Origin of the sequence: Enterobacter sp. 03-F-07-AD-ECC (assembly GCF_047530935.1) — a bacterium.
GTDB lineage: Bacteria > Pseudomonadota > Gammaproteobacteria > Enterobacterales > Enterobacteriaceae > Enterobacter > Enterobacter cloacae.
Genome location: NZ_JBLKBZ010000004.1, coordinates 152065 through 178363, shown reverse-complemented (window position 1 = coordinate 178363; position 26299 = coordinate 152065). Strand labels below are relative to the sequence as shown.

The 26299-nt window shown below is 54.6% G+C and carries 25 protein-coding genes; 14 read left to right on the top strand and 11 right to left on the bottom strand.

What is annotated here, in order from left to right; translation table 11 throughout:
- Window positions 1–11: 11 nt before the first annotated feature.
- Window positions 12–464, top strand: a complete 453-nt coding sequence (locus ACMWKA_RS08110; protein ID WP_013098583.1) for an Lrp/AsnC family transcriptional regulator — start codon at window positions 12–14, stop codon at window positions 462–464.
- Window positions 465–503: 39 nt separating this feature from the next.
- Here ACMWKA_RS08110 and ACMWKA_RS08105 read toward each other — a convergent pair whose 3' ends face one another.
- Window positions 504–1733 (bottom strand): amino acid permease, encoded by a 1230-nt coding sequence (locus ACMWKA_RS08105; protein ID WP_023620440.1) that lies wholly within the window; start codon window positions 1731–1733, stop codon window positions 504–506.
- 120 nt (window positions 1734–1853) lie between these two features.
- Window positions 1854–2315 (bottom strand): multidrug/biocide efflux PACE transporter, encoded by a 462-nt coding sequence (locus ACMWKA_RS08100; RefSeq protein ID WP_414760122.1) that lies wholly within the window; start codon window positions 2313–2315, stop codon window positions 1854–1856.
- 105 nt (window positions 2316–2420) lie between these two features.
- Here ACMWKA_RS08100 and ACMWKA_RS08095 point away from each other — a divergent pair, with 105 nt between their 5' ends.
- From ACMWKA_RS08095 to ACMWKA_RS08085, 3 genes are all read left to right on the top strand, one after another.
- On the top strand, window positions 2421–3287 hold the full coding sequence (locus tag ACMWKA_RS08095; protein WP_262812658.1) for a LysR family transcriptional regulator: 867 nt from the start codon (window positions 2421–2423) through the stop codon (window positions 3285–3287).
- Between the two features lie 93 nt (window positions 3288–3380).
- Entirely contained in the window at window positions 3381–4559 is a 1179-nt protein-coding gene (locus tag ACMWKA_RS08090) for an acetyl-CoA C-acetyltransferase (protein WP_023620438.1), read from the top strand.
- 242 nt (window positions 4560–4801) lie between these two features.
- Window positions 4802–5485 carry a porin gene (locus tag ACMWKA_RS08085; RefSeq protein ID WP_020687115.1) on the top strand — a complete coding sequence of 228 codons (684 nt, stop codon included), beginning with the start codon at window positions 4802–4804 and terminating at the stop codon, window positions 5483–5485.
- Between the two features lie 107 nt (window positions 5486–5592).
- Here the strand turns inward: ACMWKA_RS08085 and ACMWKA_RS08080 are convergent, their stop codons facing one another.
- Window positions 5593–6768 carry an oligogalacturonate lyase family protein gene (locus tag ACMWKA_RS08080; protein ID WP_029883167.1) on the bottom strand — a complete coding sequence of 392 codons (1176 nt, stop codon included), beginning with the start codon at window positions 6766–6768 and terminating at the stop codon, window positions 5593–5595.
- A gap of 298 nt (window positions 6769–7066) precedes the next feature.
- Between ACMWKA_RS08080 and kduI the strand changes: the two genes are divergently transcribed.
- From kduI to ACMWKA_RS08065, 3 genes are all read left to right on the top strand, one after another.
- The gene (gene kduI / locus ACMWKA_RS08075) at window positions 7067–7903 is read left to right on the top strand and encodes a 5-dehydro-4-deoxy-D-glucuronate isomerase (protein WP_100168062.1); all 837 of its coding nucleotides are present in this window, start codon (window positions 7067–7069) and stop codon (window positions 7901–7903) included.
- A gap of 63 nt (window positions 7904–7966) precedes the next feature.
- Entirely contained in the window at window positions 7967–8728 is a 762-nt protein-coding gene (kduD, locus tag ACMWKA_RS08070) for a 2-dehydro-3-deoxy-D-gluconate 5-dehydrogenase KduD (RefSeq protein ID WP_013098575.1), read from the top strand.
- A 294-nt stretch (window positions 8729–9022) separates the two neighbouring features.
- Window positions 9023–10456: a sugar porter family MFS transporter gene (locus tag ACMWKA_RS08065; RefSeq protein WP_414760144.1), complete on the top strand. Its 1434-nt coding sequence runs from the start codon at window positions 9023–9025 to the stop codon at window positions 10454–10456.
- Window positions 10457–10525: 69 nt separating this feature from the next.
- Here the strand turns inward: ACMWKA_RS08065 and ACMWKA_RS08060 are convergent, their stop codons facing one another.
- Genes ACMWKA_RS08060 through ACMWKA_RS08045 form a run of 4 tightly spaced genes read right to left on the bottom strand, consistent with a single transcriptional unit; the run spans window position 10526 to window position 14748 of the window.
- Window positions 10526–11812, bottom strand: coding sequence for an ABC transporter substrate-binding protein (locus ACMWKA_RS08060; protein WP_095427999.1), 1287 nt, complete (start codon window positions 11810–11812; stop codon window positions 10526–10528).
- A 13-nt stretch (window positions 11813–11825) separates the two neighbouring features.
- Window positions 11826–12950, bottom strand: coding sequence for an ABC transporter ATP-binding protein (locus ACMWKA_RS08055; RefSeq protein ID WP_023620437.1), 1125 nt, complete (start codon window positions 12948–12950; stop codon window positions 11826–11828).
- 12 nt (window positions 12951–12962) lie between these two features.
- A complete protein-coding gene (locus tag ACMWKA_RS08050) occupies window positions 12963–13865 on the bottom strand; it encodes a carbohydrate ABC transporter permease (protein WP_023620436.1) in 903 nt (300 codons plus the stop codon).
- A complete protein-coding gene (locus ACMWKA_RS08045; RefSeq protein ID WP_013098570.1) occupies window positions 13858–14748 on the bottom strand; it encodes a carbohydrate ABC transporter permease in 891 nt (296 codons plus the stop codon). Before ACMWKA_RS08045 ends, ACMWKA_RS08050 begins: the two co-directional genes overlap by 8 nt.
- Before the next feature lie 408 nt (window positions 14749–15156).
- On the opposite strand from ACMWKA_RS08045, the gene wzz(fepE) reads away from it, so the two are divergent.
- The gene (gene wzz(fepE), locus ACMWKA_RS08040) at window positions 15157–16281 is read left to right on the top strand and encodes an LPS O-antigen length regulator Wzz(fepE) (RefSeq protein ID WP_020687121.1); all 1125 of its coding nucleotides are present in this window, start codon (window positions 15157–15159) and stop codon (window positions 16279–16281) included.
- 40 nt (window positions 16282–16321) lie between these two features.
- On the opposite strand, the gene ACMWKA_RS08035 is transcribed toward wzz(fepE), so the two are convergent.
- Complete coding sequence (locus tag ACMWKA_RS08035) at window positions 16322–16645, bottom strand: cupin domain-containing protein (protein ID WP_013098568.1); 324 nt, start codon at window positions 16643–16645, stop codon at window positions 16322–16324.
- Between the two features lie 135 nt (window positions 16646–16780).
- Between ACMWKA_RS08035 and ACMWKA_RS08030 the strand changes: the two genes are divergently transcribed.
- Complete coding sequence (locus ACMWKA_RS08030; RefSeq protein ID WP_013098567.1) at window positions 16781–17473, top strand: aspartate/glutamate racemase; 693 nt, start codon at window positions 16781–16783, stop codon at window positions 17471–17473.
- On the opposite strand, the gene ACMWKA_RS08025 is transcribed toward ACMWKA_RS08030, so the two are convergent.
- A complete protein-coding gene (locus tag ACMWKA_RS08025; protein WP_020689348.1) occupies window positions 17468–18394 on the bottom strand; it encodes a LysR family transcriptional regulator in 927 nt (308 codons plus the stop codon). The two genes, ACMWKA_RS08030 and ACMWKA_RS08025, sit on opposite strands and share 6 nt — an antisense overlap.
- Window positions 18395–18516: 122 nt before the next feature.
- On the opposite strand from ACMWKA_RS08025, the gene lysA reads away from it, so the two are divergent.
- The gene (lysA, locus tag ACMWKA_RS08020; protein WP_102751616.1) at window positions 18517–19779 is read left to right on the top strand and encodes a diaminopimelate decarboxylase; all 1263 of its coding nucleotides are present in this window, start codon (window positions 18517–18519) and stop codon (window positions 19777–19779) included.
- Here lysA and ACMWKA_RS08015 read toward each other — a convergent pair.
- Window positions 19749–20786 (bottom strand): LacI family DNA-binding transcriptional regulator, encoded by a 1038-nt coding sequence (locus ACMWKA_RS08015; protein WP_013098564.1) that lies wholly within the window; start codon window positions 20784–20786, stop codon window positions 19749–19751. The two genes, lysA and ACMWKA_RS08015, sit on opposite strands and share 31 nt — an antisense overlap.
- Before the next feature lie 300 nt (window positions 20787–21086).
- Here ACMWKA_RS08015 and ACMWKA_RS08010 point away from each other — a divergent pair, with 300 nt between their 5' ends.
- From ACMWKA_RS08010 to ACMWKA_RS07995, 4 genes are all read left to right on the top strand, one after another.
- On the top strand, window positions 21087–22412 hold the full coding sequence (locus tag ACMWKA_RS08010) for a PTS sugar transporter subunit IIC (protein WP_414760121.1): 1326 nt from the start codon (window positions 21087–21089) through the stop codon (window positions 22410–22412).
- 7 nt (window positions 22413–22419) lie between these two features.
- Entirely contained in the window at window positions 22420–23847 is a 1428-nt protein-coding gene (locus ACMWKA_RS08005) for a glycoside hydrolase family 1 protein (RefSeq protein ID WP_414760120.1), read from the top strand.
- 90 nt (window positions 23848–23937) lie between these two features.
- Complete coding sequence (locus ACMWKA_RS08000; protein WP_414760119.1) at window positions 23938–24711, top strand: GntR family transcriptional regulator; 774 nt, start codon at window positions 23938–23940, stop codon at window positions 24709–24711.
- Complete coding sequence (locus tag ACMWKA_RS07995) at window positions 24708–25184, top strand: GNAT family N-acetyltransferase (RefSeq protein WP_414760118.1); 477 nt, start codon at window positions 24708–24710, stop codon at window positions 25182–25184. Before ACMWKA_RS08000 ends, ACMWKA_RS07995 begins: the two co-directional genes overlap by 4 nt.
- Here ACMWKA_RS07995 and galR read toward each other — a convergent pair.
- Window positions 25145–26161, bottom strand: a complete 1017-nt coding sequence (gene galR, locus ACMWKA_RS07990; RefSeq protein ID WP_013098559.1) for an HTH-type transcriptional regulator GalR — start codon at window positions 26159–26161, stop codon at window positions 25145–25147. The two genes, ACMWKA_RS07995 and galR, sit on opposite strands and share 40 nt — an antisense overlap.
- Window positions 26162–26299: the final 138 nt, after the last annotated feature.

The window sequence follows — 26299 nt, the reverse complement described above, 5'->3', positions numbered from 1 at the left end:
AAATCTTCCATATGGATAGCATTGATCGAAAAATTCTTGCTGAACTGCAGGCTGATGGCCGTTTATCTCTTACGGAGCTGGCGGAGCGGGTGAACCTGAGCCTCTCTCCGTGTCACCGACGCGTACGTGCGCTGGAGCAGAGCGGAGCCATTACGGGGTATCGCGCCAATCTCGATCCCGCCAAAATGGGGTTTAATTTCCTGGCGATTGTGTTTGCCACCCTGAAAGAGGGTGATAAGAAAGCGGTCAGCGCGTTCGAAGAGGCGGTGGAAGAGATCCCGCAAATCGTGCTGGCCCAGCGATTATTTGGTGATCCCGACTACCTGATGCATGTTGTCACCCGCGATCTGTCGGCTTTTCAGAAACTGTATGACGAGAAACTTTCTGCCATGCCAGGCGTACAGCATCTTCGCTCTACGCTGGTGATGAAAACGGTCGTGCAGGACAGACCGTTTCCACTGTAAAAATCAGACGCGCCCGGCAGAAGGCCGGGCACGCGAGGGTTAGCCGACAAACATCACCGACACGCACAGCACGCCAACAATCAGCGTGAGCAGGCTGCCAATGGAGCGATACGGCTTCAGGGCGGGGATCAGGTAGGTCGACAGCGTCGGCATGATAAACAGGATCATGGCGATAAGCGGACCGCTGATGGCGTAAATCATCGAAATGGCGTTCGGGTTAATGCAGCAGACCGCAAAGGTGATCAGCGACACGCCCAGAATAGAAATCGCACGGTTAAAGGCGCGGCTCTTCTTCACGCCGACCTGATTCAGCGACGACTTTACGATTTCCGTCGCCCCTTCAATCACCCCAAAATAGGTGCCCAGGAACGATTTCGACATGGCAATAATCGCCACAATAATGCCGGAAATGCCGAGCCAGGCCGGAGAAGAGGGCATCATCGACAGCGCTGACAGGATCGTCACCCCTTGCTCTTTTGCGGTCACAATATAGGACGGCGGAATCGAGAGCAGGCAGCTGAACACAAAGAACAGCACGCTCAGGCAGATGATCAGATACGCCACCTTCATGATTTTCTTGCATTTGTCCATGGCTGCGTCACCGAACTTCTCGCGGCGATCGACGGCAAAGGTGGAGATAATCGGCGTATGGCTAAACGCGAACACCATCACCGGGATTGAGATCCACACCTGATGCAAAGTGTGGCGATCAAACGCCATCTGGCTGGTGAGCAGTGAGGGTTGCCAGCTGCCGGTCAGGTACAGGGAGACAAACAGGAAATAGGCGATCAGCGGAAACACCAGGAAGCCCATCACTTTGATCGTGATATGTCGCCCCATCAGGAAGATAAGATTCAATACCAGTACCACGCCAAAACTGACCAGCACGCGAGTGGCGGTATCCACCGTCATCCTTTTTGCCAGTTGCTCGGTTAATGAATTGGTGATGGCCACGGCGTAAATCTGCACCACCACGAAGAAGGCGATGAAATAGAGCGTGGTGATCAGATTCCCGATTTTCCTGCCGTAGTAGTGGGAGACCGCGCCGGTGATCCCTTCATTGCCTTTCGTTTTTGACGACAGGATAAATTGCGCCAGCGCTTTATGCGGCCAGTAGGTTAATGGGTAGGCCACAAGGGCGGTAATGAACAGGACAATAGCGCCTGCGGAGCCCAGCTGGATGGGCAAGAACAGCGTTCCTGCGCCCACGGCCGTGCCATAGAGAGCGAAACTCCACAGAGTCTCATCTTTTGACCAAATTTTCGACATTAGAGCAACGTATCAACTAGCAAACCATTCAGAATGGAGTGCAATTTACCATAGTTATGCGTTGAGAGCGCAGTTGCTTCGACGGAGTTTGGCCGGACCAGTCGTCCGGCCAGAGGGGAGTTAGCCCGCCAGGGCGCGTCGCTGCTGACGGCGCTTCAGGAATTTCTCACGTAACGTGTCATACGCCCAGTTGTAGAACATGGTGTAGGGCAGGAAGAACAGGAAGAAACCTATTTCCAGCGTGAATGCCTGCAGCAGCGTGACGCCAAGAACCGCAGCGACAATCGACACGCCAATCACGATAAACCCACATTCGAACCCCAGGGCATGCAGCGCGCGGACTTTTGCCGTGCGTTTTACGCGCTGGACAGGCCAGAAACGGTCGAAACCGAAGTTATAGATAATGTTCCAGAGCATGGCCGTAGTGGCGAGGATAATGGTCAACCCACCCATCTCCACCACGGAACGCTGCATCAGCCACGCTGCCGTTGGGGCGAGGATCGCCGTGGCAATCCCCTCAAAGCAGACCGCGTGGAAGATCCGCTCCGGCAGTTTACATTGGAGTGCATCCTGATGTTGCATAGCTTTCGACCTCATTAATTCGCCGGTATGGGCGTTGATGGCGCCTATTTTTATCGCTAAAGGTGATATATTAAAGATGGTATCCATCGATAAAGTAGATAGGTTATGCGCTACTCACCTGAAGCCCTTACCGCGTTTGTTGAAACCGTGGCAGCGGGCTCTTTCTCTGCTGCCGCACGGCGGCTGCGTAAAAGCCAGTCAACAATCAGCACCTCGATTGCCAATCTTGAAGCAGACCTCGGCTTTGAGCTGTTCGACCGTTCGGCGCGCCAGCCGGTGTTAACCGCTCAGGGAGAGCAGGTGCTGGGCTATGTCCAGGCGATCCTCGCCGCCAGCACGCGGCTGGACGAACTGGCGGTATCGTTGACCGCGCAAACGGAGGCGCGCCTGACGTTTGTCCTCTCTGATACGCTTAACCCGGACGTGCTGGAAGATCTGATGAACCAGTTTGACCAGCGTTTTCCCCATACGGAATTTGAGTGCCTGATTGGCGAGGAAGAGGACGTCATCGATCTGCTGCAAAAGGAGAGGGCGCAGGTTGGCCTGACGGAGGCGCGTGACGCTTACCCGACCGATATCGGCGTCACCCGGCTGCCGATGCAAACCCGGATGGCGATTTATGTCGCGACCACGCATCCTCTGGCCGGGCAACATGAAGTGCAGGCCGATGAGCTGCACGGCTGGCGGGAACTGCGGCTCAGCACCTACCTGGAGCGCGAGGCAACGCTCGCCCGGGGGCCGGTCTGGTCGGCACCGAATTACCTGTTACTGCTGAGTATGGCGGTGCAGGGATTTGGCTGGTGCGTGTTGCCGTGTGCGCTGGTGGAAGAATTTGCCGCCGCGAAATCGCTGGTGCAGTTGAATGTCCCTGGCTGGCCTCGCGCGATCGGTATTGATTTGCTATGGAATAAACGATCCCCTCCCGGCGTCGCCGGAAGCTGGCTGCGGCAGTATCTGCAGGAGGCACGCTGATCCTTGTGATTAAACTCACTATTTTTAAACAATTAAGATAAATGCCAGTAACAATCCTCTACTATCGTCATGTCCTTTAACGCAGAGGTGGTGATGAAAGATGTCGTTATAGTGGGTGCGTTGCGTACAGCTATCGGCTGTTTTCAGGGAGCGCTGGCGCGTCACTCGGCTGTTGAACTGGGTAGCGTGGTGGTGAAAGCGCTGGTGGAGCGCAGCGGGATCCCGGCACATGAAGTCGATGAGGTGATCCTCGGACAGGTCCTGACGGCCGGCGCCGGGCAAAACCCTGCCCGTCAGGCGGCGCTAAAAGGCGGCCTGCCCAACACCGTCTCGGCAATCACCATCAACGACGTCTGTGGCTCAGGGTTAAAGGCGCTGCATCTTGCCACGCAGGCCATCCAGTGTGGTGAAGCGGATGTGGTCATTGCCGGTGGGCAGGAGAACATGAGCCGCGCGCCGCATGTCCTCACCGACAGCCGCACCGGCGCGCAGCTGGGTAACAGCCAGCTGCTCGACAGCCTGGTGCATGACGGGCTGTGGGACGCGTTTAATGATTATCATATGGGCGTGACGGCGGAAAACCTGGCGCGTGAGTACGGTATAAGCCGTGAGCTGCAGGATGCTTACGCGTTGAGCTCGCAGCAGAAAGCGCGTGCCGCGATTGATTCCGGGCGTTTTCGCGATGAAATTGTCCCGGTGTGCACCCAGCGCCAGAACGGTCAGACGATTGTCGTCGACACCGATGAGCAGCCGCGAACCGATGCCAGCGCAGAAGGGCTGGCCATGCTCAATCCTGCTTTTGAAACGCAAGGGTCGGTCACGGCGGGAAATGCCTCTTCGATTAACGACGGTGCGGCAGCGGTGATGATGATGAGCGAAAGCAAAGCGCAGGAACTGGATCTCCCCGTGCTGGCCCGAATTAAGGCGTTTGCCAGCGTGGGGGTTGATCCGGCATTAATGGGGATCGCACCGGTGTATGCGACCCGTCGCTGCCTGGATCGTGCGGGCTGGCAGCTTTCCGATGTGGATCTGATTGAAGTCAACGAGGCCTTTGCCGCGCAGGCGATCTCAGTGGGCAAAATGCTGGAGTGGGATCCGCTGCGGGTGAATGTCAACGGCGGTGCGATTGCGCTCGGTCATCCCATCGGTGCTTCCGGCTGCCGCATTCTGGTATCGCTGGTTCACGAGATGAAAAAGCGTAACGCCCGTAAAGGCATTGCCACGCTCTGTATCGGTGGTGGGCAAGGAGTAGCGCTGGCTATCGAACGTTAATCCCTTCCTTCATAAAATACCTCCCGATGGGAGGTTTTTTTATGCGCGTTATTCCTGCCTGACGTGATCTCCCTCCATTAATTTCGCCTAAATCCCACTTGTTTGTTGACGTGTATCACGCCGATTTGTACCGAAAAAAATGAAACAAATAATTACGATCTTGCTCACTAAAATAGCATTTATTAAAAAATAAACTGCCATTTCATAAAAATGAAACGTTATTTTAATTGAGGGTTTTTGTCATGTTTAACAAATCTCTGGTTGTAGCTTCTCTTATTGGTACTTCTTTCGCCGCGCAGGCGGTGACCGTCGATCTGCGTCATGAATACATCGACAACGGCGCAAATGCAGACCGTGTTTCAGTCTCGCATCGCTTTGCGAATGGCGTCGGTTTTTCTGTAGAAGCGAAATGGAAATCGGGTGGTGATAAGGCCGACCAGCCGTTTGCGGATGTGGTGGGTAACGGTCATGAAGATCAAATTAGCTGGCGCTGGAAAGCGACAGAGAATATTGCGCTGACTCCCGCGTTCACGCTTGAGAGTAACGACAGCCGTACCATTTATAAACCGAACCTGCACCTGCAATACAGTTTCGATAATGGTTTTTACGTGGCCGCGCGTTATCGTTATGAATATACCCGTTATCCGTCGAGCTCTAATAAAGACGATGACAAAGTTAACCGTGGTGATGCCTGGGTCGGCTGGGTTATGGGAGACTGGCGTACCGAACTGAATTATGTTTATGCAAAAAGTACGGAAGGGATGGTCCGTAATAATAATAAAGATTATTCCACCGAATATAACGCGAAGCTGGCGTATAAATGGGATAAAAACTGGGCGCCATATGTTGAGGTGGGTAACGTGGGTGTGAAAGAGAGCGATGAACGTCAGACCCGCTTCCGTTTAGGCGTGGCGTATTCCTTCTGATATTTCCCTCCAGGCCCGGTGAGCGCAGCGTCACCGGGCAAAACGATCAGAGCAAAAAAAGCCCTCCGTAAGGAGGGCAAGGCCAGTTACAGAAACACATTTTTAAATCATGCAGACAACATATCCGGTTGCGCGGGGAGTTTCGCAATATAGAGGGCAGGTTTACCGTCTTTATCGGAACTGAATAGCACCGCTTTCTCGTCCGGTGTAAAGGAGGGATGCGGATGGGTGACCTGGCGGCTATTTTCCACCGTCGCCCAGGAGGTGTCATGACGGGCGATGCGATAGTAGCGCTTTTTGGCCACGTCAAAGGCGTAGAGATAGGGATCGTTATCGATGGTGTAACCGTGGGTGTCTTTCACATCCACCGGTGTGCCGGAACCGTCGCCCACCAGTAACGTGCCGTCGAAATTACTCATCAAATGTGAACAGGATGGCATCTGCATTATCGTCTCATTTACGCCGGTTTGTGGATCGAAGCGGCAGATGGAACGACCCTGCTGGCCTTTCAGATACGAGACGTATACCAGCGCGGAGCCATCCGGGACCCAGAATTCGTGGGTACAGCTTTCACCTTGTGCATGGGTTTTGACTTTACGTATGTCGGTGCCATCTTCGTTGACCAGCCACATCCGGGCATCGACCAGATCGTGTGGTCCCTCGTGACAAAACGCCACCGTATGGTCATCAAACGGACGATAGATAGGATGCCCCAGCCACTTCTTCTCTTCATGAATGATTGAGCTCTCGCCGGTTTTCAGATCCACGCGCAGCAGCCGGCAGTGTGGCCCTTTATGGAAGAAGTCGTGGAAAATTTGCCAGTCGTTCAGCGGTGTCCAGTCGCGTTTCGCAATTTCAATGCCCACAAGGCTGGTGCAGTCGCTGTTCGCCACCCAGGTGCCGTAACCGACCCAGTCATCCGGGACGCGGTATACTTCACGCTCTGCCCGTGTCTCAAGAGAGACCTCCATAAGCGTGCGATCGTTCTTCACATAGTAGAAGGCGCGATCGTCCGGGGAGAGAAATCCGCCAAAGGTGTTATCGCCTGCGCCCTCCGTCAGCTGTACGGCTTCGGCGTTCTGCAGATCCAGCAGGTAATAGTTCCAGTGACCATCGAACGCTCCGGCGAACAGCAGATGACTGCCGTCATTAAAGAAGCACTTCTGGTAAAAGTAGTTGCGATGACAGGTTACTTCAGGCGGGGTCAGACGCGTGACTTCGACGCCTGTATCCGGATCCCGGCCGATCTCGTAGTTCAGCTTGACCCGCATACCTTTAGCCATAATGCGCTCCTTTCGGCAATAAAATAAGATTAAAAAGTAGGTGTTAAATTATCAAAACACTGTTTTATTTAGTGTGACTTATCGCGCAGTTTGTCAGTTTGAGGGAGATGAAGCGGCGAATCCTGACGCTTCCGTGATCGGAACACCATTTCTGGTATTAAGAATCACAAAAAATGAAACGATGTTTTAAATGTAATTGAAAACCCCATTATGGACGTTTACACTGTGCTTATCCTTAAAACGGAACGTCGTTTCGTTAATTTTCTGCCTTCGGGCACGATCCATTCTGGAGGTTATCGTGGACGTCAGACAAAGCATCCACAGCGCGCACGCCAAAACCCTCGACACGCAGGGGCTGCGCAGTGAATTTTTAGTTGAGCAGGTGTTCGAAGCCGATCGCTACACCATGGTCTACAGCCACATTGACCGCATTATTGTGGGCGGAATTATGCCGGTGACCAAAACTGTCTCCGTGGGTGGGGAAGTGGGTAAGCAGCTCGGCGTGAGCTATTTCCTGGAACGGCGTGAACTGGGCGTGATTAACATTGGCGGGCCGGGCACCATTACGGTTGACGGCCAGTGCTACGAAATTGGTCACCGCGACGCGCTGTATGTCGGCAAGGGCGCGAAAGAGGTGGTTTTTGCCAGCGTCGACGGCAGCACGCCAGCGAAGTTTTACTACAACTGCGCCCCGGCTCACACCACCTGTCCTACCAAAAAAGTTACCCCGGCAGACGTAGCACCGGTGACGCTGGGCGATGACCTCACCAGCAACCGTCGCACCATCAACAAATACTTCGTTCCGGATGTGCTGGAGACCTGCCAGCTCAGCATGGGGCTGACCGAGCTGGCGCCGGGCAACCTGTGGAACACCATGCCGTGCCATACCCACGAGCGCCGTATGGAGGTCTATTTCTACTTCAACATGGATGAGGATGCCTGCGTATTCCACATGATGGGTCAACCGCAGGAAACACGCCATATCGTGATGCATAACGAGCAGGCGGTTATCTCTCCAAGCTGGTCAATTCACTCCGGTGTGGGGACGAAGGCGTATACCTTCATCTGGGGAATGGTCGGTGAAAACCAGGTCTTTGATGACATGGACCACGTCGCGGTAAAAGATCTGCGCTAGTCGCGGGCAGTTAAGCATAAATCTGCCTGTTGCTGACAGGCATCGAAAGAGTAAGGAACAAACATGATTCTGGATGCATTCTCTCTGCAAGGTAAAGTGGCTGTGGTTTCCGGTTGTGACACCGGTCTGGGCCAGGGCATGGCGTTGGGGCTGGCAGAAGCGGGCTGCGATATCGTGGGCATCAACATCGTCGAGCCTACGGAAACCATCGAGCGCGTGACCGCGCTGGGCCGCCGTTTCCTGAGCCTGACCGCGGATCTGCGTAAAATCGACGCCATTCCTGACCTGCTGGATCGCGCCGTGGCGGAATTCGGTCACATCGATATTCTGGTCAATAATGCCGGGCTGATCCGCCGTGAAGACGCGATTAACTTCAGCGAGCGCGACTGGGACGACGTGATGAACCTGAATATCAAAAGCGTGTTCTTTATGTCTCAGGCGGCGGCGAAACACTTCATCGCTCAGGGGAACGGCGGCAAGATTATCAATATCGCTTCCATGCTCTCCTTCCAGGGGGGCATCCGGGTGCCGTCTTACACCGCGTCAAAAAGCGCAGTGATGGGGGTCACCCGTCTGCTGGCGAACGAATGGGCGAAGCACAATATCAACGTTAACGCCATTGCCCCGGGCTACATGGCGACCAACAATACCCAGCAGCTGCGTGCGGACGAGCAGCGTAGCGCGGAAATCCTTGACCGAATCCCTGCAGGGCGTTGGGGGCTGCCGGACGATCTGAAAGGACCTGTGGTGTTCCTGGCATCGAAGGCGTCGGACTACATCAACGGTTATACCGTAGCGGTTGATGGCGGCTGGCTGGCGCGTTAATTCGCGCTGACGAAAGAGCCTCTGCCTGCGGGTGGAGGTTTTTTTTGCTCAAAAATTGTCATTATCCATATCGACAAAGATGAAAAATCCATACTAAAAAATCATAAATGACGCGCATCACAGTTTTATTACTTAAATATTAATCAATTAGTAAAATATGGCGATATTTCACCGCGAGTTGAAATTGTAATGTCCATCACAGATCGCCATGCCATAGCGAAATAATCCATATCTTCGCGAATTCAGGCCTGACACTTTTCTTCCCTATCTCGTAATTTCACTTAACGAATTTCTCTGTTCAGGCAGGAAACTATGACATCTATAAATGACTCTACCCTCATGCCCGCGGCGCTGCGCGATACTCGCCGCATGAACCAGTTTGTCTCCATTGCGGCGGCAGTGGCTGGCTTGTTATTTGGACTGGATATCGGCGTCATTGCTGGCGCATTACCGTTTATTACCGATCACTTTACGCTGAGCAGTCGCCTGCAGGAGTGGGTGGTGAGCAGCATGATGCTTGGCGCGGCCATCGGCGCGCTGTTCAACGGCTGGCTCTCGTTCCGTCTCGGGCGCAAATATAGCCTGATGGTTGGGGCAATTCTGTTTGTGGCTGGCTCCATTGGCTCTGCGTTCGCCACCAACGTGGAAGTGCTGCTGCTCTCCCGCGTCCTGCTGGGCGTGGCGGTCGGGATTGCCTCCTACACTGCGCCGTTGTATCTCTCGGAGATGGCGAGCGAGAACGTGCGCGGCAAGATGATCAGTATGTACCAGTTGATGGTCACGCTCGGTATCGTACTGGCGTTTCTGTCGGATACTTACTTCAGCTACAGTGGTAACTGGCGCGCCATGCTGGGCGTGCTGGCGCTGCCCGCGCTGTTGCTGATTGTACTGGTGATTTTCCTGCCGAACAGCCCGCGCTGGCTGGCGCAGAAAGGTCGTCACGTGGAAGCGGAAGAGGTGCTGCGCATGCTGCGTGATACCTCAGAGAAAGCGCGTGAAGAGCTGAACGAGATCCGTGAAAGCCTGAAGCTGAAGCAGGGCGGCTGGTCGCTGTTTAAAGCCAACCGCAACGTGCGTCGCGCGGTGTTCCTTGGCATGCTGCTGCAGGCGATGCAGCAGTTCACCGGGATGAACATCATCATGTATTACGCGCCGCGTATCTTCAAAATGGCCGGATTTACCACCACCGAACAGCAGATGATTGCAACGCTGGTGGTCGGGCTGACCTTTATGTTTGCCACGTTTATCGCGGTATTTACCGTGGATAAAGCCGGTCGTAAACCGGCGCTGAAGATTGGCTTTAGCGTAATGGCGCTCGGTACGCTGATCCTCGGTTACTGTTTGATGCAGTTTGATAATGGCACCGCCTCGAGCGGTCTCTCCTGGCTCTCTGTCGGGATGACCATGATGTGTATCGCCGGATATGCCATGAGCGCCGCACCGGTGGTGTGGATCCTGTGCTCTGAAATTCAGCCGCTGAAGTGCCGCGACTTTGGCATCACCTGTTCCACCACCACCAACTGGGTGTCGAACATGATCATCGGCGCAACCTTCCTGACGCTGCTGGATGCCATTGGCGCAGCAGGAACGTTCTGGCTCTACACGGTACTGAACGTGGCGTTTATCGGTGTGACCTTCTGGCTGATTCCTGAAACCAAAGGCGTGACGCTGGAGCATATTGAACGCAAGCTGATGAGCGGGGAGAAACTACGTAATATTGGCGTGTAATGTTATTGCCCGGTGGCGCTTCGCTTACCGGGCCTACAATACCTTGTCGGCCCGGTAAGGCGTCGACTTTTAACGCATCGCCCGCTTCAGAATACGCTCAGCCTGACGCTGGAAATCTGCAGCGGTCTCTTCCACCGATTTCTGACCATAGTCGATATACTGCAGCGAGGTGCCGAACTGCGCCACAATCTGCGGATCGTCAAAGTAAGGGGACACGCTGAGTTTTGCAGGCAGCGACTGCGCCAGACGCAGGCCTGCAACCGACGGGTCGTTTTCTTTAATGGTACCGGCTTCAGTCAGGTACTGAACCGCCACTTTGCTCAGCGGTACGCCACGCTCCAGGCCCAGCGTCTCCACGCCCTCTTTACTGTTCAGCAGGAAGTTAATCAGCTTTGCCGCCGCTTCCGGGTTTTTGGTCGATTTACCGATCGACAGCATCTGTGCCGGTTTGAAGAACAGGCCCGCATCCGTGGCTCCCGGCAGCATAGGGTAACTGCCCAGCACCAGTTTTGCTGGTGGCTTGAGGTTATCGGAGTATTTGTTGATGGTGGAGTTCCACATATAGGTGCCGCCCCATTCCCCCTGGATCCACGGCTTCATCTCATACATGTTGCTCTTGCCAAACGACGCATAGTATTTGGTGTCCGGCATCACATGGCTATCAATCAGTTTTTTGTAGGTCTGGAAGAACTCCACCCATTGCGCCTTGCTGTAGGTGAATTTTTTGGTTTTTTCGTCCACGGCAGGGATGTTGTATTTCTGAACCATGTAAGAATTCAGCAGCGCCAGCGTGTCCTGGTGTTCCAGTATGACAGGGTAATACTGCTTGCCGAGCTTGCTTTCGAAGGTTTTACCGGCGGCCATCAGTTCGTCCCAGGTTTTTGGGTACTCGATGCCCGCTTTTTTCCACGTTTCGTCGTTAAAGTAGAAGACGCGCGCGGTCACGGAGATTGGGATCCCGTTCAGCTTGCCGTTGACCGTTGTGGACTGGAGCTCTTTGGCATCAAACTGGCTTAGATCTATCACGTCCTTCATTTTGTTCAGATCGTAAAAGCCGTCGCCGGTTTTCGAGAAGATCGGCAGCCAGTTCCAGTTGGTTTGCATCACATCCGGCTCTGTGCCGCCTGCGATCTGGGTGGTCAGACGGGAAAGATGGCCGTCCCAGCCAGTGTATTCCGCCTTAACGTTAATGTCCGGGTTCTGTTTATGGAACTCTTCTAACGCTTTCAGCGTCACCTGGTGACGGCCATTACCGCCCCACCAGGACATACGTAAATCGGTATTTTGCGCCATCGATGGCAAAGCAGTAAGGCCCAGGGTCGCGGAGATTGCTGCGCTTAAAAGCACATTTTTCATTTTTCTTGCTCCATCAGAGAGAGAGGTTCAGTTCAGTTTTTGCGTCAAAAATATGGCACTTATTCATGTCGAAGCGGAAATAGACTTTTCGGTTAAGCCCTTTAGCAATCATCGGCTTAGCCTCTTCCGAAGGGATTCTGGCGGTCAGTTCGTGGTCCGCTACCTTCAGGTACACAAAGAATTCGTGGCCCATGTTCTCCACGCGCACCATTTCACCGCTGCACCCATCCGGGAAAGGCGAGTCTGAGATCGACACAAATTCCGGGCGCACGCCGTAGAACACGTCCTGACCGGCGTAAGCAGCGACTTTTTCCTGCGTTTGCGCATTGAGCGGCATGGTTTCATTGCCGAGGGTGATGTGCAGTTGACCGGCTTTTTCCACCAGCTGGCTTTTACGAATGTTCATCTCCGGTGCACCGATGAATCCTGCGACGAACATGTTGTTGGGCTTGTGGTAGAGGTTATCCGGGGTATCGACCTGCATGATGTGGCCCAGCTTCATTACACAGATACGGTCGCCCATGGTCATCGCTTCGGTCTGGTCATGCGTGACGTAGACAGTGGTGGCCGGTTTACCGGACTGCTTCAGCTGCTTATGCAGATCAGAAATACGAATACGCATCGAGGCACGGAGCTTGGCATCAAGGTTTGACAGCGGTTCGTCAAAGAGAAACACGTCCGGCTTTTTCACAATCGCGCGGCCAACCGCGACGCGCTGGGCCTGTCCACCGGAAAGCTGACGCGGCAGGCGGTCAAGCAGCGACTCCAGCTCCAGGATTTTGGCCGCTTCGTTTACCTGCGACTCAATTTGCTCTTTCGGCAGTTTGCTCAGCTTCAGACCAAAGGCCAGATTTTCGCGCACCGTCATGTGCGGGTAGAGCGCGTAGTTCTGGAACACCATCGCAATGCCGCGCTCCTTCGGTGCGAGGTTGTTCACGATCTTATCGCCGATCCGCACTTCACCGCCGCTGATGGTTTCCAGCCCCGCCAGCATGCGAAGGGTGGTGGACTTGGCACAGCCGGATGGACCGACGATCACCATAAACTCCCCCTCGGCGATCTTCAGGTCGATAGCATGTACGGCTTTGAAGCCGTTGGAGTAAACCTTTTCCAGTTTATTGAAGACAACTTCAGCCATGATATTTCCCTCTTAACCTTTAATTCCGCTGCTGGAGACGCCCTGCACGAAGTAGCGTTGGGCCAGGAAGAACACAATGATGGATGGCAGAATGGAGATGCTCGCCATTGCCAGAATTTCGTTCCACGGCGCACCTTCGGTAACGTCGATGGACATTTTCAGCGCCAGTGCAATCGGGTATTTATCCACGCTGTAGACGTAAATCAGCGGCCCGATAAAGTCATTCATTGACCACATGAACTGGAACAGGGCGACGGAGATAATGGCCGGTTTCAGGATCGGCACCACCACGTACCACAGCACCTGAAGGGAATTACAGCCGTCGATTTGCGCCGCCTCTTCCATGTCACGCGGCACGCCGCGCAGGAACTGAATCAGCATAAAGACGAAGAACCCCTGCGTGGCGAAGGCCAGCGGCAGGTACAGCGGCATGTAGCTGTTCAACATGCCCATTTCACGGAACATCAGGTACTGCGGAATCAACAGCACGGTGCTGGGCAGCAGCATGGTAGTGATGAGCGTGGCGAACCAGAATTTTTTCCACGGGATCTCAAAGCGGGCAAAACCATACGCCACAATGGTGGAGGAGATAATGGTCAGGATCACTTTGGGGATCACATACTTAAAGGTGTTCAGCATGTAATGGCCGAAGGTGTACTCGGTCCCGGTCTTCCAGCCGTTGATAAACCCGTCCCAGGTGGCATGTGCCGGCCACAGGCTCAGGGTAGTGAAGATCTCGTGGTTCGGTTTGAACGACGCTGAGAACATCCACACCAGCGGGTAGAGCATCAGCAGGCCGACAAACAGCAGGATCGTATAGCGAACGGTGGCGTTGATTTTCTCTCTGCGCTGCGTACGGGCAACCTCGCGTTCGGCAACGCTTCTTGCCGCGGAAAGGTGTTGAATATCAGCCATTTTTGCCTCCTTTATCGGCGGAGTAGAACACCCAGTATTTCGACGACTTAAAGGCGATACCGGCAAAGACGGCCACCACCAGGAACAGGATCCACGCCAGCGCCGCGCCATAACCCATATCGAAATATTTGAACGCCGTGTCGTAGATGTAGAGCGAGAACAGATAGGTCGAATAGGTTGGCCCGCCGCCGGTAATGACGTACGGCCCGGTAAATTCCTGGAATGCCTGAGTGGTTTGCATGATGAAGTTGAAGAAAATCACCGGCGTAATCAGCGGCACGGTCACTTTCATGAACATTTGCCATCTGGACGCGCCGTCGATCATTGCCGCTTCATACTGAGACTGCGGAACGTTTTGCAGCGCCGCCAGGAAGATGACCATCGCGGAGCCGAACTGCCAGACGCGCAGCAGGGTCACGGACATCAGCGCCAGAGATGGCTCACCCAGCCAGTTCACCGGGTCGAAGCCAAATACGCCAATAAAGCTGTTCAGCAGACCATCTATCGCAAATAAGGCGCGCCACAAGACAGCAATCGCCACGGAGCTGCCGAGGATCGACGGAATATAGTAAGCGGTACGGAAAAAGCCGATCCCGCGTAATTTGAAGTTGAGAACAAACGCAATCCCTAATGCAAACGCGAGCTTCAGCGGAATGGTCAAAAATACATACGCGAACGTGACACCCATTGATGTCCAGAAGAGCGTGTCTTCGGTAAACATATAGCGATAGTTTTCGATGCCGTTAAACACCGGCGGGCTCATCAAATCGTAATCCGTAAAACTGAGGAAAAACGATGAGACGAAGGGGAAAGCCGTAAAGAGTATCAACCCAATAATGTAGGGTGATATCCATGCGAGCCCCAGCAGCTTGTTTTCATTCATACAGACCTACCTGGCAATCAGTGGGTGAAATGACGGTATGAGTTTCATGACATCCGAACCGTAGTTTTCGAATAATAAAACAGTGTTTTATTTTATATTATGGCTATTTTTTCCCGCGTCATTCGCTTAATGATGGAAATGTGATCAGCATCGAAACGCTGTTTCAATAAAGTGAGGAGGGTGGCATTTTGCCGCTATTTCTGGCGATCAAGGCAGGTCTTGCATGTAAGCAGAAAGAAAAGCGGATGATTAATAACAATAATACCGGAAAGGTACTAACTACCAACTTTGATAGCCAGTACACAGATAGATCAATATCGCGTTCAGATTATTCTTACTTTCTTGTATCATCGGACCACTTGAACTCACGAGGCAGAAATTACCTGCACTCTTAACAGAAGAACGTCTATGTCAGCGATGGATTTCAAAAAAAACACGGACCTCGATTTTCCTTCTTATGCCACCCCGGCTGTCAGCACTAAAGAAATCGACCTTTTGGGGCTGTTAGACATCCTGCTTGCCGCCAAAAAACGCATCATCGCAATTGCGTTCGCGTTTGCGCTGGCCGGACTGGCGATTGCCTTTTTACTGCCGCAGAAATGGACCAGTAAAGCGGTGATCACGCCTGCCGAACAGACGCAGTGGAACCCGCTGCGCCAGATGATGGTGGCACTCCAGGTTTTGGATGTGGACGTAAAAGTGTCCCGTGATGAAGTGTTTGGACTGTTTATCAAAAAGTTTCAGTCGCAGTCATTGCTTGAAGAGTATATGAAATCCTCCCCTTACGTTATGTCACAGCTTGAGGGGACAAACGTGGATCCGCTGGAGCTGCATCGTGCGGTGGTCAATATCTCTGAGAAGATGAAAGCGATTGATAACACTCAGGTAAAAGACGCGGATAAAGCGCCTTACGTCTCCTGGACGCTCAGCTTCACCGCCCCCACGGCGGGAGATGCGCAAACCGTTCTGGAAGGGTATATCAAGTATATTGCCGCGATTGTCGAGCAAGAGATCATGCTGAATATCCGTAACCAGCTCGCCCTGAAAACGAAGGTGGTAGAGCAGCAGCTGGAACTGGATCGGGTGCGTCTGACCAATATTCACAACACCAATCTGCAGCGTCTTAACTATTCGCTGGAAGTGGCTAACGCGGCGGGCATTAAGAAACCTGTCTACAGCAACGGACAGGCCGTAAAAGACGATCCGGATTACTCCGTTGCCCTCGGCGCTGACGGTATCGCGCAGAAATTGCAGATTGAGAAAAATCTTAAGGATGTGTCTGAGCTGAATGCAGACTTCCAGAACCGTGAATATTATCTGGCGCAGCTGAAAAAACTCTCCGTTGAAGACGTTAAACTGGAACCTTTCAAATATCAGCTTTCGCCTTCCATGCCGGTGAAAAAAGATGGCCCGGGGAAAGCGCTGATTGTCATGCTGGCGGGGATCCTGGGTGGGCTGTTCGCCTGCGGTAGCGTATTGCTTCGTGAAGCAATGCTTAGCCGTAACCCGCTGCCAGAGCCGGTAGCGGAATAACTGACGCAGAGAAAAAGGGCGCTGAAATCAGCGCCCTTTTTTATTGCAGAAAATCTTCCCGTACGGGGGTAAAGGTATCCAGCAGGGTGCCGGGTTGAAGACATACGCAGCCGTGCATGACGTGTGGCGCTTTGTAGAGCGTATCGCCGGCCCTGACAATATGCTTCTCTTCACCAATGGTGAATTCGAACTCACCGGACAGCACATAGGTTAGCTGTTCATGCGGATGGCTATGCATCGGGCCAATCGCGCCCTGGGCGAAATTCACTTCAACCGCCATCATCTTACCGCTATGGGCCAGGATCCGACGGGTTACGCCGTTACCCAGATCGTCAAGCGTGGTCTCGTTGTGGAAAATAAACATGCCTTCCCTCATCATAAAATGAAATATTGTTTCATTTAATTTATATCACCTCTTTTTAAAAAGAAACGGCGCGACAAAGAACTGGAAACGCGATCACAAGTTTGCTTCACTGAGATAAACAAAGAAGGAGGGATAATGAAAACAATCGGCCTGCTGGGTGGCATGAGCTGGGAATCGACCATTCCCTACTATCGTTTAATTAATGAAGGGGTGAAGCAGCGCCTCGGGGGATTGCATTCTGCCAGTCTGCTGTTGCACAGCGTGGACTTCCATGAGATTGAAGCGTGCCAGTCGAGCGGTGAATGGGACAAAGCCGGAGAGATACTGGCGCAGGCGGCACTCGGGCTTCAGCGTGCCGGTGCCGAAGGGATTTTGCTCTGTACCAACACGATGCATAAAGTCGCTTCGCACATTGAAGCGCGTTGCCCGCTGCCGTTTTTGCATATTGCGGATGCGACCGGGCGCGCGATTGGCGCGGCGGGGATGCGTCGCGTGGCGCTGCTGGGAACGCGCTACACCATGGAGCAGGATTTTTACCGTGGCCGGTTGAGCAGTGAGTTTGGTATCGAAAGCCTGATCCCGGATGACGCCGACCGGGCGCGCATTAATCAGATTATTTTTGATGAGCTTTGCCTCGGCACCTTCAGTGAGTCTTCCCGGGCGTATTACGTCAGCGTGATTGAACAACTTGCCCGGCAGGGGGCAGAAGGGGTGATCTTCGGCTGTACCGAGATCGGCCTGCTGGTACCGGCTGAGCGAAGCCCGATCCCGGTATTCGACACTGCCGCCATTCATGCTGCCGATGCCGTTGAGTTTATGCTGTCATAACGGATTTTGCCGGTCAGGTAAGCGAAGCGCCACCTCACGCGCATGCTCAATCAAATGCCCGGTAAAGGCGTCAACCAGTGCCGACGCCGGGCGATGCAGGGGGCGGATCAGGCTGACGGTAAACGGGACGGAGAGGCTAAACGGGCGAATCACAATCTCGCTCCCGGCGTAGTCCAGCGCTGTAAGCGGGTTAACCACGGCTACGCCTACCCCGGCCCGTACCATTGCGCATATCGAGGCCGCGCTGTGCGTTTCCACCACCATCCGGCGTTTTACCTGATGTTCGGCAAACAGCGTGTCCAGCAGTTGTCGATAGCTGTCGGTCTGCGACAGGCTAATGTAATTTTCCCCGTGGAAATCAGCGGGGGTCAGCATTGCTTTACTGGCAAGCCGGTGCCCGGCAGGAAGCACGCAAACCTCATCCAGCGTGAGCAGTTCCGTGCGCTCCGTACCTGCAGGGGTGGTGAGGGTTTCGGTTAACCCCAGGTCGTGACGCTGCGCTGAAAGCCACTCTTCCAGCAGCGGAGATTCCTGCGGCACGATAGTGAGACTGACCTCCGGATATCGGGCCAGAAAAGGCTGCAGCAGCGTCGGTAAAAAGGATTGTGAAAAGACGGGCAGGCAGACAATCGACAGTTCGCCCTGACGAAACTCGCGCAGGCTTTCCGCCGCACTGACAATTCTGTCCAGCCCATACCACGAGCGCTGCACTTCCTCGAACAGACGCAGCCCTTGTACCGTTGGGTGCAGCCGGCCCCGGGTGCGTTCAAACAGTTTCAGTCCCAGCACTTTCTCGAACCGTGCCAGCTCGCGGCTTACCGTAGGCTGCGAGGTGTGCAGCATCTGCGCGGCTTCGGTGAGGTTGCCGGCGGTCATCACGGCGTGAAAAATCTCAATATGGCGTAAGTTGACGGCGGGCATAGGGCACCTGGAAGCGAAGGACTGTCCATATCATTTTTGCATAGACTCGCGATAAAACGATATTTTTTATTCTCTTTCTGCTGTGGCGTAATCATAAAAAAGATGACCACCCGGAGAAGACCATGCCACGCCCGCTTAACCAGACTGACACCGATTTAAATGCCGACAACCTGCTGCGCCTGCCTGCCGAGTTTGGCTGCCCGGTATGGGTCTACGATGCGCAAATCGTTCGCGAGAAGATTGCCGCGCTGCATCAGTTTGACGTGGTGCGTTTTGCCCAGAAGGCGTGCTCCAATATCCATATCCTGCGCCTGATGCGCGAGCAGGGCGTGAAGGTTGACTCCGTGTCGCTGGGTGAAATCGAGCGCGCGCTGGCGGCTGGTTACGATCCAAAAACCGATCCTGACGCAATTGCCTTTACTGCGGATCTGATCGACGACGCGACGCTTGCCCGCGTGCATGAACTGCAGATCCCGGTTAATGCCGGGTCTGTGGATATGCTGGAACAGCTTGGACAGGTTTCTCCCGGCCACCGCGTCTGGCTACGTGTGAACCCCGGTTTTGGCCATGGTCACAGCCAGAAAACCAACACTGGCGGTGAAAACAGTAAACACGGCATCTGGTATGCCGATATGCCCGCCGCCCTAGAGGTATTACAGCGTTACAACCTGAAGCTGGTGGGCATTCATATGCACATTGGCTCGGGCGTGGATTACGGTCACCTGGAACAGGTGTGCGGCGCGATGGTGCGTCAGGTTATCGACTTTGGGCAGGATCTGGAGGCGATCTCCGCTGGTGGCGGCCTTTCGATTCCTTATCGTGAAGGGGAAGAGGCGATCGATACCGATCACTATTACGGCCTGTGGAGCGCCGCCCGGGACAAAGTTGCCGCGCATGTCGGGCATCCGGTGAAGCTCGAAATTGAACCGGGTCGTTTCCTGGTGGCGGAATCTGGCGTGCTGGTTGCTCAGGTGCGTAGCGTGAAAGAGATGGGATCGCGCCACTTCGTACTGATTGATGCGGGCTTCAATGACCTGATGCGTCCGTCCATGTATGGCAGCTACCACCATATTTCAGCGCTCGCCGCCGATGGCCGCGATTTAACCGACGCCCCACGTATTGATACGGTTGTCGCAGGCCCGCTGTGTGAATCGGGCGATGTCTTTACCCAGCAGGAAGGGGGTAAAGTAGAAACCCGCGCGCTGCCGGAGGTGAAACCCGGGGATTATCTGGTGCTGCACGATACCGGCGCTTATGGGGCGTCGATGTCTTCTAACTACAATAGCCGCCCGCTGCTGCCGGAAGTGCTGTTTGATAACGGCAAGGCGCGGCTGATCCGTCGCCGCCAGACCATTCAGGAATTGCTGGCGCTGGAACTCGTCTGAGTAAAATATGGCCCCGTGGTTACCGAGTCGCGTAGTACCAGCGTACCGGTAAACGGCGGGATCGCTTCTACCGGCTGGTTTTTTGCCAGCCGGATCGCCTGGTCGATGGCCGTGACAATCATATTATCTATCGGCAGATAGACCGATGAGAGCGCAGGCTCCAGCCATTTTGCGCTGGGCGCATCGTCAAAGCCAAACAGTGAAATATCCTGCGGGATCTTCAGCCCTGCCTGGTGCAAGGCTTTGGAGGCTCCCAGCGCCATATCATCGTTACAGGCAAACAGGGCGCTAAACGGCACACCGTCGGCAATCAACTCCCTGCATAGCTCATACCCCCGCGTCATGCCCGCATCGCCGTACTTAATCCGCCGCTCATCCAGGCGAATGCCGTGCTTTTCCAGCGCTTTACGGTAGCCCATCAGGCGGGCTTTACCGGTAGGGGTGTGGATGGGGACGGTAATACAGGCGATCTCCCGGTGTCCCTGGTTTATCAGGTAATCCACGGCCTTAAAGGCGGCATCCTGCTGTTCGAAGAAGACGCAGCGATCGGGAGCCTGGCTGACTTCCCGGTTGATGACTACCAGCGGGGTTTGCACGGAGTGGATCAACTTCATGATCGCTTTTTCGCTCATGTAGCGCGTGTAGAGCACAATGGCGTCACACTTGCGATCGGCCAGCATCTGTACCGCCTGTTCTTCCTGTTCCGGCGCGTCATGACCATCGGTGACGATCAGCTGCTTCCCGTGCGTTTCGGTCTGCCGGGAGGCCTGCTGAAGGAGGCGGCCAAAGTAAAAGCCATCGAAGGTTGAGACCACCAGACCAATGCTGTTGCTGGTCTGGTTAGCCAGCGAACGCGCGAGAAAATTCGGGCGATACCCCAGCTCTTCCATTGCCGCGAACACCTGCTGACGCGTGCTCTCTTTGACCTGACCTGTGCCGTTCAGCACGCGCGATACCGTGGCTTTTGATACACCTGCGCGCAGTGAGACATCCAGCATTGTTGCCATTAGACATTCCTGATTCCACGTAACGATCTGCAGTTTAACACAGACCATCCGGCGCATAAGCGACGCGGGAAGGGCAAAACGCCCATCACGATCACGCTTTTCAGTAACGATCTGTCAGAACCGAAGAAATTGCTGCAATTGGTATACCAAATTGGTCATAAATCACGATCTGGAATACCGCTGGTGGTGTTGAGAGCTTAATCACAGAACCATTACCCTCATAAAGCTATTTTTGGTATGCCAATAGTATCCGGCTGTACACCTTATTCAATAAAAGCCCTTTTACTGAGGTAATACCCTATGGCATTGCAGGAAAAACTGATCGACGCTCTGGGCAGTTTCGCCACTAAATTCAACAGTTATCGCTATATCATGGCGATCAAGTCAGCCTTCATTACCTTAATGCCGGTCATCATCGTTGGGGCGTTCTCTGTGCTGATCTCCAATATGGTGCTGGATCCGAAAAACGGCCTGGCGAGCTTCTCGTCGCTGTCGTTCCTCGCCGCGCTAAAGCCGATCACCAGCGCGCTGAATTACGCCACGCTGAACTTCCTTAACATTGGTGCGGTATTCCTGATTGGCATTGAGCTGGGGCGCATCAACGGTATCAAATCCCTTTTCCCGGGGCTGCTGGCGGTGATCTGCTTTATTTGCGTGACGCCCACCACCGTGGAGATGCTGGTGGATGGCGAAATGCACGTGGTGAAAGACGTGCTGCTGCGCCAGTTCTCAGATACCCGTAGCCTGTTCCTCGGCATGTTTATCGCCATTCTGTCCGTTGAAATCTACTGCTGGCTGGAGAACCGCCCGGGGCTGAAGATCCGAATGCCGGACACCGTGCCGCCTAACGTGGCCGCGTCGTTCTCCGCGCTGATCCCGGCGATTATTACCACCACTGCCATTGCCACGCTGGGGTTTGTGTTTCATCAGATCACCGGGATGTATCTCTACGACGCGGTGTATCAGGTGGTGCAACAGCCGCTGGAGCGGGTGGTGCAAAGTCTGCCTGGGATCCTGCTGCTGATGTTCGTTGCACAGCTTTTCTGGGTGATTGGTATCCATGGCAACCAGATGATCAAGCCGATCCGCGAGCCGCTGCTGCTGGGGGCGATCACCGTCAAAATGAGCGCGTTTGAGCAGGGTAAAGAGGTGCCGAACATCATCACCATGCCGTTCTGGGATGTATATATGAGCATCGGCGGTTCGGGCCTGACTATCGGCCTGCTGATCGCGGTGATGATTGCCACCAAACGCAAAGAGATGAAAGAGATCGCCAAGCTTTCCATCGGCCCGGGGATTTTTAATATCAACGAGCCGGTGATATTCGGTATGCCAATCATGCTTAACCCGATCCTCGCCATTCCCTTCATTATCACTCCACTGGTGACGGGCTCCATCGGCTACTTCGCCACCGTGACCGGGTTTGCCGGTAAAGCGGTGGTGATGGTGCCGTGGACGACGCCGCCGCTGATCAACGCATGGCTCTCTACGGCGGGTTCGATGGGGGCGGTGATCACCCAGCTCATCTGCATTGTGACTGCCGTCATTATCTATCTGCCGTTTGTGAAAATCGCTTCACGCCGCGCAGAGCAGGCCGCGCTGCAGCAGGCCACTGACAACCCGTGAGGATGCGATGAGCACAAAACAGATAGCCATACCGCAGGATTTTATTCTCGGCGCGGCCGCATCGGCCTGGCAGACCGAAGGCTGGAGCGGTAAAAAGCCGGGGCAGGATTCATGGATCGATCTCTGGTACAAGAATGACCGTCACGTCTGGCACAACGGCTATGGCCCGGCGGTGGCGACCGATTTTATCAACCGTTTTCGCGAGGATGTGGCCCTGATGAAGCAGGCGGGGCTGACGCACTACCGCACCTCGATCAACTGGTCACGCTTTTTAACCGACTACGAAAACGCGACGGTGGATGAAGAGTACGCTGCCTACTACGACGCGCTGTTCGATGAGATGCACCGTCAGGGCATTGAGCCGATGATCTGCCTCGAACATTACGAACTGCCGGGCGTGCTGCTGGATACCTACGGCGGCTGGGCGTCAAAGCATGTGGTTGAGCTGTTTGTCCGCTATGCGGAAAAGGTCTTTGCACGCTACCACGGTAAAGTGACCCGCTGGTTTACCTTCAACGAGCCGATTGTCGTCCAGACCCGCGTCTATCTGGACGCGCTGCGTTGGCCGTATGAGCAGAACACCGGCACGTGGATGCAGTGGAATCACCATAAGGTGCTGGCGACGGCAAAGGTGGTGAAGCTGTTTCGCGAGAAAGGCTATCGCGGTTCTGTGGGCTGTATTCTCAACCCTGAAGTGACCTATCCCCGCTCCCGCGCACCGCATGACGTGCGGGCCGCTGAGATGTATGACCTGTTCTACAACCGTCTCTTCCTCGACCCCCTGGTGCACGGGCGCTATCCCGCAGAGCTTTTTACCCTGCTGGAGCAGCATCAGGCTGAGTGGGAGTACACCGCGAACGAACTGGCGCTGATTGCGGATAACACCGTCGACGAACTGGGGATTAACCTCTACTACCCGCACCGTGTGAAGGCACCTTCCCGCGACTGGCATCCGGACACGCCATTCCACCCGGCATACTACTACGAGCCGTTTGAACTGCCGGGGCGGCGCATGAACCGCTCCCGCGGCTGGGAGATCTACCCGCGCATTATTTACGACATGGCGATGCGGATTAAAAATGACTATCGCAATATCGACTGGTTTGTGGCGGAAAGCGGAATGGGAGTGGAAAACGAAGCGCAATTTCGCAATCGCGATGGGATTATCGACGACACTTACCGCATCGATTTCATCAGCGAACACCTCTACTACACGCTGCTGGCGCGGGAGGAGGGGGCGAACTGCCATGGCTATATGCTGTGGGCATTTACCGACAACGTCTCGCCGATGAACGCGTTTAAAAACCGCTACGGGTTGATTGAGATCGATCTGGATAACCAGCGTGCCAGACGAGCAAAAAAATCAGCCTCCTGGTTCCGGCAGCTACGCGATACGCGGAGGCTCACGCTTCAGGTTGATGATGAATGGAAGTAGGCGAAAAGCATGCCGGTTCTGGTAAAATAGCGCACAAACTGGCCGGGAGGACGCCCGGTCTGCGCATTAACTGAAAAAACAGGTGAAAACGTGGATAAGGCTGTCATCCTGCCGGAAAAAAAACAGTACCAGGAAATTGGCGAGGATTTACGGGCGCAGATTATCCAGGGGCACTATCCCGTTGGTTCGCGTCTTCCTCCTGAGCGCAATATTGCCGAGAAGTACGGCGTAAGCCGCACCATCGTGCGTGAGGCCTTACTGATGCTGGAGTTGCAGGGCACGGTGGATATTCGCCAGGGCTCCGGTGTTTATGTGATGCGCATCCCCGAAGAGCATGAAAACGAAGAAGAGCGTTTTCTCAATAGCGACGTGGGGCCGTTTGAGATTTTACAGGCCCGTCAGCTCCTCGAAAGCAATATTGCCGCGTTTGCCGCCAAAATGGCGACCCGTGCAGACATCGACAATCTGCGCCGTATTATCGAGCAGGAGCAACGCGCGATTGCCGCCGACGATAATAGTCAGGACAACAATAAGATGTTCCATCTGGTCCTGGCGGGCGCGACGCAAAATCAGATGCTGCTGGCGACGGTGGAGAGTATCTGGCATCACATGGACAGCAGTCCGCTGTGGCAGCAGTTTAATGGCCACATCGCCAGCCGCTCGTACCGCCTGAAATGGCTGGGTGACCGGCAAACCATCCTGGCCGCGCTGCGCCGCCGTGACGTCATGGGCGCCTGGCAGGCAATGTTCCAGCATCTGGAAAACGTGAAAAAAAGCTTACTTGAACTCTCAGACGAAGATGCGCCGGATTTTGACGGCTATCTCTTTGAATCTGTGCCTATTTTCCAGGGGAAGCTGGTATGACTATTCTGCCGCTCTACACCGCACCGCACTATGCGGAGCAGGTGACCGACTGGATCTGGCAGGCCTTTGGCGACGGCCTGCCCCGGGCGTTTTTCCACAGTATTGTTGAGCACAGCCAGACGCCGGGCGCATTACCGCTGACCTTTATTGCCCTGGAGAATGAACAGCTTGTGGGCACAGTGGGGCTCTGGCGCTGCGATCTGATCACCCGACAGGATCTTTGCCCCTGGCTGGCAGCCCTGTATGTGGATGATGCGGCGCGAGGCAAGGGGCTGGCGGGGCTGCTGCAAAAGCATGTTATCCACTATGCCGCACAGGCCGGGTATTACACGTTGCATCTCTGGTCTGCCTGCCGTGACTTCTACGAACGTTACGGCTGGCAGTATATCGGCGATGCGCTGGAGTACCCGGACAAAACGGTACATCTCTATCGCTATTCGTCCGGGGCTTCGGCGGGTGCCCCAACAGAGTGACGGCGCACTAACGTTGGACTAAACAGGTGGGTGATTTCCGGTGGCTGACGCTGCTCGGCAAGTGCTAACGCCAGCTCGGCCGCCTGCGTGGCCATGGTGATAATGGGGTAGCGGACGGTGGTCAGGCGAGGGCGCACGTAGCGGGAGACCAGCACATCATCGAAGCCAATAAGGGAAATTTCTCCCGGCACCTCAATCCCGTTGTCATTTAATACCCCCATAGCCCCGGCTGCCATTGAGTCGTTATAGCTGGCAACGGCAGTGAAATTCCTTCCACGTCCTAACAGCTCTGTCATTGCCTGTTCGCCGCCGCTCTCGTCGGGTTCACCGTAAGCCACCAGCCGGTCATTGCACGGCAGACCGTTTTCGCGCAGGGCATCGTAATACCCCTGCAGGCGATCTTCGGCATCGGAAATGGGGTGGTTTGAACAGAGATAACCAATGCGGGTGTGACCCTGTTGAATCAGATGGCGGGTGGCAAGCCAGGCACCGTAGCGGTCGTCGAGCGCCACGCAGCGTTTCTCAAACCCGGGAATAATCCGGTTGATGATCACCATGCCGGGGATCTGCTTCATCAGATGAATGAGTTCGGCGTCGGGGATCATTTTGGCATGGACAACCAGCGCCGCGCAGCGGTGGCGGATCAGTTGCTCGATAGCCTGGCGTTCTTTTTGTTCATTGTGATAGCCATTGCCGATCAGCAAAAAATTCCCGGTCTGATAAGAAACCTGCTCAACCGCTTTCACCATGGCGCCGAAAAAGGGGTCAGAGACATCACCCACAACCAGCCCGATGGTTTCGGTTGACTGTTGAGCGAGCGCACGGGCGTTAGCATTAGGATGGTAGTTCAAAGATTCCATGGCGTTTTGCACCGCCTGGCGTGATGCGTCACTGGCTTTTGGGGAGTCGTTGATCACGCGCGACACGGTCGCGACGGAAACACCTGCCAGACGGGCCACATCCTTTATTGTCGCCATTCATTACCTTCTTAGTGGGGGTAAGCGTTTACACGCCAATAAGTGTTGCGGAAAAGCGCCGTGCATTCAAGGGGGGCGCGCTGTCCCACTCCACAAACGTGACGCAGCACAACCCCGGCGGTGTAATCGTTACACGGC